Raw genomic sequence first — 11,890 nt, 5'->3', positions numbered from 1 at the left:
ATTCGAACGGGGGACCTGCGGATTAACAGTCCGTCGCTCTAACCAACTGAGCTAAAGGGGACCTGCTTTTCAACGGGGCGGAATATTAAAGAGCATCTGGGTTTCTGTCAACAACCTTAATCAATTTTTTATGCTAAGTGGTCAAAAAATAGCTTTTCAGGGGTTTTGTGCTCAAGTTTGCACCAAAACCAAGAAAGTGATGCTTAATTACTGAGCGAGTATTCGTATCGCCGTATTTAACTGTATTATCGAAGGAGTGAATATTAACGAACAGCGACTCGTTTTTTGGAGTAGCAAAATACGAAACCTATATAATAAAATAGAATAAAAAATGTTTTGTATACTGGTATTGTGTACAGTGTTTAATAAATATGTAACCTACGGCTTAGTATCTCAAGGTTAGTCTTCACTTACATAATTAGGAAGGGGTTACCCAGCATAGGGCGTAATTGCTGGGGTAGAGCTACTTATCCACTAATTCTGTGGATAACTATGTTGATAGTTATTAACTTGAGGATAAATTGGTAAGATCATCGTGGTCATGATCGTTAACTTCATATGCCCGTTAGCACTAAAATTAAAATCATTTCAATAACTTATGTGTTAACGCTAGATCTCTTGTTAAGATCTTAATAGATCTGTTGGACAAAAAATATCTTGTGTGTTAATTCGTCGACTATCAGTTACTTTTTCAACGATATAACAGTCAGAAATGAAAGGTTTACATAAATTTTACATTTTGTTCGGCATAGTTCTTAAGGCAACCTAGGGTTAATCGACCGAACGACTGTCTTAAAAGCGCAATCTAGCCGTAATGAAATTGTCATTACAGTAAATTGGCTTAATTTATAAACTAACCTGACAAGGCTTCTAACATTAGCTAGCAAAAAAGTGTGTTCAACGACATCTGCGCCAATGTCTGCCTAAAACGTGTAAATTAGCCATTAGTATTAATTTAAAAGATGCTCAGGTGGCAAAACCGACACCTGACCAAGCCCAAACCTAGCTTGGTCGATTTAACATAGCCAATGTGGTCAGTCTCACATAGACTACTGTCAGCATCTTGTTGTGAGGCAAGTTTAGTTATATACGATAGTCAGTATTTATTAGCGCCAGTTATTTCTACCAATCAACTATTGAGAGGGTTTGTGAAAACAGACGAGTCCCCGAGCCGAGCAGCGAATCTTTTAAACGGTGATATTCCTTCTACCCTAAAACGCATGACAATACCTATGATACTGGGCATGGTCATGATGATGAGTTTCGGGTTAATCGATACCTTCTTTGTCAGTTTACTCGGCACTGAGCCTCTCGCTGCCATTAGCTTTACTTTTCCCGTCACCTTTACCGTTATTAGTTTAAATATTGGGTTAGGCATCGGTACGTCGGCTATTATTGGCAAGCTGCAAGGCAGTAGAGAATTAAGTGAGTCGAAGAATTACGCGACTGGTTCGCTGATGCTTTCTACCCTATTAGTGGGTACGCTGGCGTTAATTGGTTACTTCACCATTGAACCCATTTTTACTTTGCTAAACGCCTCGCCAACATTATTACCCTATATAAGGGATTATATGTCCTTGTGGTACGCGTCGAGTATTTTCCTTTCATTGCCTATGGTGGGAAACAGTGTACTAAGGGCCTGTGGCGACACGCGTACCCCAAGTATTGTTATGGCAACCGTAGGGGGCTTAAATGCATTGCTCGACCCCTTGTTTATTTTCGGTGCAGGTCCGGTTCCCGCAATGGGCATCAAAGGCGCTGCCCTTGCTACGTTATTAGCGTGGATGGTGGGTGCAGTGTGGATACTTTATTTACTGGCGGTTAAACGAAACCTTATTCTGCCCCGACTTCTTTCATTGCTAGAACTAAAGGCAATAAGCGGGGATATATTAAAAATAGGCTTGCCGGCGGCTGGGGCTAATATGCTTACGCCGATAGCTGGTGGTGTAATGACCGCAGTGGTGGCCAGTTATGGTGCCGAAGCGGTAGCAGCTTGGGGAGTAGGAAGCAGAATGGAGTCTATTGCCAGTATTGTGGTACTTGCTCTTTCTATGACTTTACCGCCATTTATTAGCCAAAACGTGGGTGCAAATAGATTTGATAGAGTGCATAGCGCTTATATGGTGTCGTTAAAATTTGTGCTTTTCTGGCAGTTGTTCGTATTTGTTGTTATGTGGGTGTGTTCCGGCTGGATTGCTGTTGCCTTCACCAGCGAGCCGGAGGTGAGCCGACTCATTCAACTGTTTTTAATGATAGTGCCTTTAGGGTATGGCATGCAGGGTATTATTATTTTGACGAATTCTTCGTTAAATGCGATGCACCACCCTTTGAGTGCATTGGCATTGAGTGTTATCAGATTGTTTGTATTTTTTGTGCCAATAAGTATCGCGGGAAGTTACTTTTTCGGTTTAACCGGATTGTATTGGGGAACGGTAGTGGCAAACATTGCCATGGCGACCGTGTCTTTTGTTGTATTTAAAAATACGCTCTCGGTATTTAAACAGGAACAACATGCTACCTAGGTGGCAAGGTAAATAAGGTATTTAATAAATGAGTAAAGGTTTTGAACTTCATTCAAGCTACAAGCCAGCGGGCGATCAACCCGCTGCCATAGAAACCTTGGTGGATGGCCTAGAAAGTGGCTTAGCAGCGCAAACCCTATTAGGTGTTACCGGTTCTGGTAAAACTTTTACCATGGCGAATGTTATTAGCGAAGTTCAAAGACCAACGCTCATTCTGGCGCATAACAAAACCTTGGCGGCACAGTTATACGGGGAAATGAAAGATTTTTTCCCTAACAATGCGGTTGAATATTTTGTTTCTTATTACGATTACTACCAACCAGAAGCATACGTACCAAGTACCGATACGTTTATTGAGAAAGATGCATCGATAAACGATCATATCGAGCAAATGCGTTTGTCTGCAACAAAGGCATTGATGGAACGCCGAGATGTTGTGATTGTAGCCAGTGTTTCGGCTATTTATGGTTTGGGTGACCCCGAGTCGTACATGAAAATGCTTTTGCATTTGCGACAGGGCGATACTATGGATCAGCGAGATATTTTGCGCAGACTTGCCGAGCTTCAATACAAGCGTAACGATTTAGCCTTCGAGCGGGGGACATTCCGTGTGCGTGGCGATGTGATTGACATATTCCCTGCGGACTCAGAGAAACAAGCGGTGCGTGTTGAGCTGTTTGATGATGAAATTGATAAAATTAGTTTGTTCGATCCGCTGACAGGCGCAGTCGACAAATCGGTTGTACGGGCAACGGTGTTTCCGAAAACCCATTATGTAACCCCAAGAGAAAAAATCCTTGATGCCATCGAGCACATAAAAGGGGAATTGAAGTCTAGAAAGGCGCAGCTGCTAGAAATTAACAAACTAATAGAAGAGCAGCGAATTTCTCAGCGTACTCAATTTGATATTGAGATGATGATGGAGCTTGGGTATTGCTCGGGCATAGAAAACTACTCACGTTATCTCTCTGGCCGAGCGCCTGGCGAGCCGCCCCCAACGTTATTAGATTACTTTCCTGCGGATGGCCTCATGTTCATTGATGAATCCCATGTAACGGTTTCTCAAATTGGTGCCATGTACAAAGGCGATCGCTCTAGAAAAGAAACCTTGGTGGAATACGGGTTCCGTTTACCTTCAGCGCTTGACAATCGCCCACTGAAATTTGAAGAATTTGAGCAAATTTGCCCACAAACGGTATACGTATCGGCTACTCCTGGTGAGTATGAACTTAAAAAGACCCATGGCGACATTGTAGAGCAAGTGGTGCGCCCCACAGGGCTGTTAGATCCCATCATTGAAGTGCGCCCCGTCGCTACCCAAGTTGACGACGTATTATCGGAAATTCACAAACGAGTGGCGCTTGATGAAAGGGTACTTATTACTACGCTCACTAAGCGAATGGCCGAAGATTTAAGTGAATACTTAAATGAGCATGGCGTTAAAGTACGGTATTTGCATTCAGATATCGACACGGTAGAACGCATTGAGATTATTCGTGACTTACGTATTGGTAAGTTCGATGTGCTGGTAGGGATTAACCTGCTTCGTGAAGGCTTAGATATGCCTGAAGTTTCACTGGTAGCAATTCTTGATGCCGATAAAGAAGGCTTTTTGCGCGCAGAGCGCTCGCTAATTCAAACGATTGGTAGAGCGGCACGTCACATCAACGGTCGCGCCATTTTATATGGCGATAAAATTACTAAGTCGATGAAAAAAGCCATGGACGAAACTGAGCGTCGCCGTGAAAAACAGATTGAACATAATAAAGCGAATAACATCACGCCGATGCGCTTGAATAAGCCAATTACCGATATTATGGATTTGGGTGAAGGGGCTCATCCAGCGTCCGGTAAAGTAAGGCTTCGCAAAGTAGAAGAGAAGAAGAAACAGAAGAAGGCGGCAAGTGCGACTGAGTTAATGGATCAAATAGCCGAGCTTGAAAAGCAGATGTTTGAATATGCCAGAGAGCTTGAGTTTGAAAAAGCTGCGTCGTTAAGAGACGACGTAGAGGCTCTAAGAAAGCAGGTCGTTGCGTTGTCGTAATGAACTCGTTGGTGATTCTGCTTAGAAAATAATCACGTTAATTTTGTTTAATCGCATATAACAGTATGTTTATCGCAGAGATTCACCTTAAATTGTCGTTGTAATCGAGGCGCCAGTTGCATATAGTTGATACTTAAGTATCTATAACTATACCTATAATGGTGCCTTTATGCTAAATCGTCTTCAAGAGTCGGATATCAAATTGTTACGTGTGTTTTATGCGGTAGCAAGTTGTAATGGTTTTACTGCTGCAGAACCTGTGTTGCGCATGCAACGTCCAAATATCAGTGCTGCAATTAAGAAGCTTGAAGAACGTTTAGATTTGGTATTATGCCACCGCGGTCGTGGTGGCTTTCAGATGACAAAAGAAGGCGAAGTGGTTTTCCAAGAAACCAAGCGTATTTTTAACGCCTTCGATAATTTTGTATTTAATTTGAAATCATTGCACGATGACTACTCAGGTCACATTACGCTAGTGCTTATGGCTGGTCTGCCGCTTTCTATGCATTTAGCGGTGAGTAAAGCCGTTAAAAGCACAATGAAGAAATTTGATGATATCCACGTTAATATCCAAACACGTTTATACAATGAAGTAGAGCATGTTGCCTTATCCGGTGAATGTCATTTGGTGGTATCGACCTATGATATGGTAAAACCCGAATCTGTGACTTTTCATCCTATCGGGATCACCACAGATGGACGTTTATATTGTTCACCTACACACCCGTTAGCCAAATATCGTGATACTGCATTGCCTGAAAATATTAAAATTGAAGACTATCCGGCGATTGGTATCTCTGGTTTATCTTCAGCAAACTACATCGATAATGAGTCTCGTCTTGCTATTCAAACCTTTTCAGACTCCTTCGACGCTGCAATGTCTGCCATCATGACGGGTGAGTATATTGGTTTATTACCTGACTACATGGCAAAAGAGCAGGGCGCAGCGCTAGGGCTGGTGCCTATCGCCAATGGCAGCTTGTATAACTTTAGCCACGATCTATTTGTAATGAATGGCAAGAACACACGATTGAACCCAGTTTTACGACACTGCATCAAAGAGCTCACTTACTTCATAGCTGAAAGTCAAAAGTAGGTTAGGTACGCAAATTAAGTATGAAAACGCCTTGTGAAAACAGGGCGTTTTTCGTTTCAACCAAAAAGGAATGGTTTATCTTCTTCTTAGTTAAATTAGTGTCGTTCTTTTTCGGAACGTATTTATGCTTTTCACTGCATCATTATTTTGATGTACCAGTAGTGTTGGCCGCTGCTTTTACGGGTTTAGTAGGCAGTTTTTGGCATTGGCCTAAAAAGTATGGCAATCACCCTCAAGCCGCTATTTATGCTGGCGCTTTCGCTGGTATGTGTTCAAGTGCAATTATCACGGGGTGGGAAGCGCTATTATTTATTTCTGTGGTAGGGGCTGGCGTCTATACCCTAACGCGCAATATTTTCGAAGGTTTTGGTGGTCGGCTAGGGGCTATTGCATTTACCGCAGTCAGTAGCCTTATTTTTCTAAGGGCGTTGTTTTGACGGAATTATTAGTTGTTATCACTACCCTTGCCGGCGCGTTCACCACTTACCGGTTAGCCAAGCTGCCAAGGTTTAATGTAATTCGAGCGTCCAGTTTACTCACTATTGTATTTTACTTTTCAGTGCTACTTATTCACAGCGTACTAATAAGTGAAACTCGTTCACCCGATGCGGCTGAATTTTGGGCCACGGTGTTTTTCGGAGGTAGTTTTGTAGGTATGAGCGCACCACATCGTTTTTCGTATTACTTGCTAACTATTTCGTCGTTATGTTTTGCCGTCATTTTTATGGTGTTGCTGCCATTGCTAGATGGAATTGGTGGTGCACTGGGGTGTAGTGCTTTTATTTCAGTGGCCATAAGCCACTCACTTCGCGTAACGGTGAATAAGCTAAAAGGCGCCTGAGTAGGCGCCAAATCGATTATTCGTAGCTAAGTGGGTCAGTGCAGTGATTCTCTCTGAACGCCTCTAAGCGCTCTTCACAGGCCCCGCATTTGCCGCAAGCTTTCTCTCTTCCGTTATAACACGTCCACGTTTCGCCGTAGTCTAAGCCCATTTTCAACCCGTCGGTTAAAATCGCTGTTTTGCTGTCTTTAATATAAGGCGTCACAATCTCTACCGGGGTGTAGTTGGCAATGCGACAAACATCACTCATCTTTTCCACAAACTCAGGACGGCAGTCTGGGTAAATAGCATGATCGCCCGAATGCGCGCCATAATACACTTCGTTTGCTTCTAAACTTACGGCATAGCCCACGGCTAACGACAGCAAAATCATATTACGATTAGGCACGACCGTTTGCTTCATGCTAGGTTCTTCGTAATGCCCTTCTGGTACATCGATATCAGAGGTTAGCGATGAGCCACCTATTAAGCTATTAATAGCACTGATATCCACAATTTTGTGGGGCACGTTTAACGATTTACACACTGCTGCCGCATAATCTAATTCTTTCTTATGGCGCTGACCATAATCAAAAGAAAGGGCGTGAACGGTCTTACCATCACGTAAGGCTTTGTGTAAAACAGTGAATGAGTCCATTCCACCTGAATAGATAACAACAACGTTTTCTGACATAGTTTTAAAGTTTTGAGAAATTATGCCCGAATTTTATGTGATCCTTGGTAAAATCGAAACATACAATCGTTAAAGGGTGACATTTTGTCGAAATTAATCACGCTGAACATCAATGAAATGTTCGAAACCATCCAAGGGGAAGGGGCACATACTGGTATCCCGTCTATCTTTGTTCGCTTACAAGGATGTCCTGTGGGTTGCCCATGGTGCGATACCAAACATACTTGGACGCTGGATAACGCCTTGGTAACCACGGCACAACAAGTTATTGATAAGACCAACGAGTCTGAGCACTTTTTTGAAATTGATGAAAACAAGCTATTGTCGCTATTTTCTGAACAAGGTTATGTGGCAAAGCATGTGGTTATCACCGGCGGTGAGCCTTGTATGTATGACTTGCGCCCACTTACCACGTTGCTACACAACAATGGCTTTTCTACTCAAATAGAAACCAGCGGTACTTATGAAGTGTTGTGTGATGATAGAACTTATGTGACGGTATCACCTAAAATTAATATGAAAGGGGGCATGCCAGTTTTGCTGAGTGCCCTTGAGCGCGCGAATGAAATAAAACACCCTATTGCCATGCAAAAACACATTGATGAGTTAGATGCGCTGCTAGCCGATGTCTCTTCGTTAGCAGGTAAGCAGGTTTGTTTACAGCCGATAAGTCAGCAACCAAGGGCGACCGAACTTGCAGTACAAACCTGCATAGCCCGTAATTGGCGACTATCCTTACAAACACATAAATATATTGGTATAGAATAAATTACATAAGCGTGAGCAAAGGAGTTCGATAATGGCGTTGAAGTATGTAAAAACGGCACTGCTTTTGTGTTCGTTGCTTGTAGCAACACAAAGTGCCGCGGCATTGTGGACAATTAACTACCCTAAACCGCTAGATGACTCTGACGCTCGCGCCGAATACCCCATTGCTTTGCTTAAACTGGCCCTTGATAAAACGGGTGTAAATTACGAGTTATTACCATCAGATCGCATTCTTTTGTCTTCAAAGGCATTGCGACAACTGCGTGAAAATCGTGAAGTGAACGTGGTGTGGAGCATGACGGACAGCCAACGTGAAAAAGACCTTCTCCCTATTCGAATTCCCATTGCGAAAGGACTCATTGGTCTTCGGGTATTTGTTATCAATGTAGACAGGGAAGCGGAGTTTGCACGGGTTTCATCAAAAAATGAATTAATGAACTTCACACCATTACAAGGTGAAGAATGGCCAGACACTAAAATACTACAAGCTAATGGCTTTAATGTTGCCACAGTGCCGAATTTCAAAGATGCCTATTCGTTATTGCTTCAAAACAAAGGGGATTTCTTTCCTCGCTCGGTTATTGAGGTATCAGCTGAACTTGAAGGGCGATCGGCATCACTTAAATTAGAGCCCGATATGGCAGTTTATTACCCAACTGCCATGTACTATTTCGTTAATAAGAGTAACCCAACGTTAGCACGCCTAATTGAAACAGGATTGAATCGTGCAATTGAGGACGGCTCTTTTGAAGCGTTATTTAAATCTTCGAATGAAGCAATTTTAGAAGAGTTAGACATCAAAAACAGACGAATCTATACGCTTGATAACCCCTTATTACCGCCTGAAACACCGTTAGCCGACGAGCGGCTTTGGTACGTAATTGAACAGTAAAGTAGGGCTTACAATTCGCTCTAGATTTTATCTACAGCCCTTATAGAACATACATATAACTCATAAAAAAACGCGGCAAGAGCCGCGTTTTTTATTTAAAAGTTCAGGTGACTAGAATTAGTCAGAGGCACCTGAATGCACGTCTTTCATTGAACGACCTGAAGGATCGGCATTGTTCTTAAAGCTTTCATCCCACTCAAGCGCTTCAACCGTACTACAGGCAATAGATTTGCCACTAGGTACACAACGGGCAGCGCTTTCTTGCGGGAAGTAACCTTCGAAGATAGTACGGTAGTAGTAACCTTCTTTGGTATCTGGTGTGTTCACTGGGAAGCGGAACTCAGCAGAAGCAAATTGTTGGTCAGATACTTCGTTCTCAACGAAATCACGGATAGAATCAATCCAAGAATAGCCTACGCCATCACCGAACTGTTCTTTTTGACGCCATAGCACTTCAGCAGGCAGAGTATCGCCGTTGTCGAACGCTTTACGTAAAATCCATTTTTCCATTTTACCATCAAGACACATTTTATCTTGTGGGTTTAAGCGCATGGCCACGTCGATAAAGTTTTTATCTAGGAATGGAACACGGGCTTCAACACCCCATGCTGAAGTTGCCTTGTTCGCACGAGCACAATCGAACAAGTGAAGACGATCTAGTTTACGTACTGTTTCTTCGTGGAATTCTTTCGCATTTGGTGCTTTGTGGAAGTACAAGTACCCACCAAAAATTTCATCGGCGCCTTCACCAGACAATACCATTTTAATGCCCATGGCTTTAATCTTACGGGTCATTAAATACATTGGCGTTGCCGCACGAATGGTGGTGGTGTCATAAGTTTCTAGGTGGAAAATCACGTCACGAATGGCATCAAGGCCTTCTTGTATGGTGAAGTGAATTTCGTGGTGTACCGTACCAATCATATCAGCCACTTTCTTCGCAGCTTTCAAATCGGGTGCACCTTCAAGGCCTACCGCGAAGCTATGTAGGCGAGGCCACCATGCTTCTGTTTTATCTTCGTCTTCAACACGTTTAGCAACATATTTTGCCGCAATCGCAGAGACTAATGATGAGTCAAGACCACCCGATAACAATACCGCATAAGGTACGTCAGACATCATGTGAGATTTCACTGATTTTTCAAACGCTACACGTAAATCGTCAAGGTTAGTGGTGTTGTCTTTTACTGCATCGTATTCCATCCAATCACGTTTGTAGTACTTGGTGATCTGACCGTCTTTACTCCATAGATAATGCCCAGGAGGAAATTCGCTGATGGTTTTACAAATAGGCGCCAAAGCTTTCATTTCTGAAGCAACGTAGAAGTTGCCATGCTCATCGTAACCTGTGTATAGAGGAATAATACCCATGTGGTCACGAGCAATTAGATAAGCATCTTGTTCATCGTCATAAAGCACAAACGAGAACATGCCTTCTAATTCATCAACAAAACTCACACCTTTTTGTTGAAAAAGTGGAAGAATAACTTCGCAATCTGAGCGAGTTTTAAATGGATAAGGTTCTGCTAAATCGTCAGCAAGTTGCTTGTGATTATAAATTTCGCCATTGACGGCTAAAACTTGTTTGCCATTTTGGCTGATAAGCGGCTGAGCGCCGGTGTCCACATCAACAATAGCCAATCTTTCGTGACAAAGAATGGTATTGTCATTATTCCAGATTCCCGACCAGTCAGGGCCACGGTGGCGCAATAATTTTGTTAATTCGAGGGCTTGGGTTCTGAGTTCAGACACATCGGTTTTGATATCAAGGATACCGAAAATACCACACATAAAACGGATTCTCTCTGTTCACTTGTTGAAAAATAATTGAGGTTTTTTCTGTCGGGTACTCGCGAACGAGTTGGCGAAGGTATTGTTGTTTTTTTTAATCGCGCTTTCGCATGCCTTGAATGTGCCAGTCTGACAGGAAATTGCAAGTACAATATGATGAGAAAATGGAAATTATTATTCCAAAACACGATGTTCTTTAGTGAAAGCATCGCTGCTGTTAGTGTCATTAACTAAGATGTCGCACAAATACTAGGCAGTATACAAGTTTCACCTCCTGTGTTTATATCAAAATTTATTTTATATCTCTTTGATTTTATAGTTTTTATATTTGTATCTCTTTGCGTTCTTTGGGCGCATAATCTGCCGGTTTTTTCAACACCTGGTAAAGGGTATGCAATTTTCAAACGACCGAGTTTCGGTATATGTTATTCCTGATGTAGATAGCCTTCAAATGGACGCGAGTGTTCAGGGTTCACGCTATCGTGATGCCATGCACATTGAAGTGACAGGCGGTGAAGCTTGGCTTTTTGAGTATGGCGTGGTGGTTTTTTGGGGTGTCGTAGAAGAGGAGCGTGTAGCCTTGCTAAATAGGTTGCAGGTTAGTCCTAAGTTGTTGTCTGGTATTCATCAAGAGCATCTGCAATTTGCATTTACTAGTGATGTACTTAGGTTGCAACGGGACTTAATTACGCTCTCGATTGACGATCCATTACTTCGGCTATCAATCAGCCACGGATTAGCGCAGTCAATAAAACTCAATGAATACGAGCATAAAGCGCAAGATACTATTACACGCTATGCGTATTTACCAAAAGCGTTGGCCGAAACGGGCAAGATAACGTTACGTCGACCCGCGTTGGCGAAAATCCGCGGGCATTTGTTTAGCACAAAGAGCGACATCTTTTTGCATTATGGGTTGCTTGATACACCAGAGTTCTTTTGGGAATACCCAGAATATGAACATGCTTATAATGCCACGGCGCGATACTTAGATATCCGCCCCAGGGTAGATGTGCTTTCGAACAAGCTGAATGTTATTCATGAGTTGTTCGAGATGTTAGCTGAAGAGCTAAATCATAAACATTCATCGTTTTTGGAATGGATAATTATAATCTTGATTGCGTTTGAAATAGCGACGTTTGGCGCTGAAGAACTCAAAGGGTTGTTCATGTAAGACGCACTATTTAAAGCGTGTTGTATTAGCAATAAAAAAGCCCTGTATCTACAGGGCTTTTTTTATTAAACGCTAGTGTTAACTGAGGT

At 42.6% G+C, this 11,890-nt stretch carries 10 protein-coding genes; 8 read left to right on the top strand and 2 right to left on the bottom strand.

Annotation, left to right across the window (positions count from 1 at the left end; all coding sequences use genetic code 11):
• Positions 1-1,232: 1,232 nt before the first annotated feature.
• The 5 genes from AAC006_RS16255 (at position 1,233) to AAC006_RS16235 (ending at position 6,503) form a co-directional block, all read left to right on the top strand.
• Entirely contained in the window at positions 1,233-2,522 is a 1,290-nt protein-coding gene (locus tag AAC006_RS16255; protein ID WP_083820195.1) for an MATE family efflux transporter, read from the top strand.
• Between the two features lie 28 nt (positions 2,523-2,550).
• The gene (gene uvrB, locus AAC006_RS16250) at positions 2,551-4,566 is read left to right on the top strand and encodes an excinuclease ABC subunit UvrB (RefSeq protein WP_013784951.1); all 2,016 of its coding nucleotides are present in this window, start codon (positions 2,551-2,553) and stop codon (positions 4,564-4,566) included.
• Between the two features lie 169 nt (positions 4,567-4,735).
• Positions 4,736-5,662: a LysR family transcriptional regulator gene (locus AAC006_RS16245; protein WP_129737265.1), complete on the top strand. Its 927-nt coding sequence runs from the start codon at positions 4,736-4,738 to the stop codon at positions 5,660-5,662.
• Positions 5,663-5,682: 20 nt separating this feature from the next.
• Positions 5,683-6,099 carry a hypothetical protein gene (locus AAC006_RS16240; RefSeq protein WP_013784949.1) on the top strand — a complete coding sequence of 139 codons (417 nt, stop codon included), beginning with the start codon at positions 5,683-5,685 and terminating at the stop codon, positions 6,097-6,099.
• The gene (locus AAC006_RS16235) at positions 6,096-6,503 is read left to right on the top strand and encodes a hypothetical protein (protein WP_013784948.1); all 408 of its coding nucleotides are present in this window, start codon (positions 6,096-6,098) and stop codon (positions 6,501-6,503) included. Before AAC006_RS16240 ends, AAC006_RS16235 begins: the two co-directional genes overlap by 4 nt.
• A gap of 16 nt (positions 6,504-6,519) precedes the next feature.
• Here AAC006_RS16235 and queC read toward each other — a convergent pair whose 3' ends face one another.
• The gene (gene queC / locus AAC006_RS16230; RefSeq protein WP_013784947.1) at positions 6,520-7,176 is read right to left on the bottom strand and encodes a 7-cyano-7-deazaguanine synthase QueC; all 657 of its coding nucleotides are present in this window, start codon (positions 7,174-7,176) and stop codon (positions 6,520-6,522) included.
• Positions 7,177-7,293: 117 nt separating this feature from the next.
• On the opposite strand from queC, the gene queE reads away from it, so the two are divergent.
• Positions 7,294-7,944 carry a 7-carboxy-7-deazaguanine synthase QueE gene (queE, locus tag AAC006_RS16225; protein ID WP_041452970.1) on the top strand — a complete coding sequence of 217 codons (651 nt, stop codon included), beginning with the start codon at positions 7,294-7,296 and terminating at the stop codon, positions 7,942-7,944.
• Between the two features lie 31 nt (positions 7,945-7,975).
• Positions 7,976-8,836, top strand: a complete 861-nt coding sequence (locus AAC006_RS16220; RefSeq protein WP_288389597.1) for an amino acid ABC transporter substrate-binding protein — start codon at positions 7,976-7,978, stop codon at positions 8,834-8,836.
• A gap of 117 nt (positions 8,837-8,953) precedes the next feature.
• Here AAC006_RS16220 and asnB read toward each other — a convergent pair whose 3' ends face one another.
• Positions 8,954-10,627 carry an asparagine synthase B gene (gene asnB / locus AAC006_RS16215; protein ID WP_057793070.1) on the bottom strand — a complete coding sequence of 558 codons (1,674 nt, stop codon included), beginning with the start codon at positions 10,625-10,627 and terminating at the stop codon, positions 8,954-8,956.
• Positions 10,628-11,018: 391 nt separating this feature from the next.
• On the opposite strand from asnB, the gene AAC006_RS16210 reads away from it, so the two are divergent.
• Positions 11,019-11,801 carry an RMD1 family protein gene (locus tag AAC006_RS16210; protein WP_013784943.1) on the top strand — a complete coding sequence of 261 codons (783 nt, stop codon included), beginning with the start codon at positions 11,019-11,021 and terminating at the stop codon, positions 11,799-11,801.
• Positions 11,802-11,890 lie beyond the last annotated feature (89 nt).

The sequence above is a fragment of the uncultured Alteromonas sp. genome, from assembly GCF_963976965.1.
Classification (GTDB): domain Bacteria; phylum Pseudomonadota; class Gammaproteobacteria; order Enterobacterales; family Alteromonadaceae; genus Alteromonas; species Alteromonas naphthalenivorans.
This window is presented reverse-complemented; position numbering and strand designations above follow the sequence as displayed.